The organism is Gilliamella sp. Pas-s27 (genome assembly GCF_009795865.1).
In the GTDB taxonomy this organism is placed as follows: domain Bacteria; phylum Pseudomonadota; class Gammaproteobacteria; order Enterobacterales; family Orbaceae; genus Gilliamella.
Genome location: NZ_WTEW01000105.1, coordinates 1 through 417 on the forward strand (window position 1 = coordinate 1; position 417 = coordinate 417).

Sequence of the window (417 nt, forward strand, 5' to 3'; positions counted from 1 at the left end):
CGGGTAAAGAGCATCAAATTAAGCATTTAAGTTTTATCAGTAAGCCTAATGATGTGTTTAATTTTAATGTAGATTACACGGATTCTTCTAAAAAAGTATTAGATAAAATATATATTGAAAATTTTGATGAAGGCACTTTTTATCGTGGTACTGAGGACTATCAACATCTTACTGGCTATACGCTTAACGGAAAGAAAGTCAATTTACATAAAATATTTGAATATAAAAAATACAATGAAGATTCATTGCGCAAAGTGGAATTTAATAATATAGATTATTTACAGCGGGATAGCACCAAAGACTTTTATTTTAAGGCGATAGTTTCTAAGAAAAAAAAAGAAGAAGCGAATATCGTTGGTATCAAGGTTTATCGTAAATATGATGGCAAGCAAATTCAAACCATTACCGGTATCAAAG

At 29.5% G+C, this 417-nt stretch carries 1 protein-coding gene; it reads left to right on the forward strand.

Annotation, left to right across the window (positions count from 1 at the left end; translation table 11 throughout):
* The coding region (locus GQ589_RS11905) for a hypothetical protein (protein ID WP_160426470.1) at positions 1–417 on the forward strand (417 nt) is incomplete at both ends.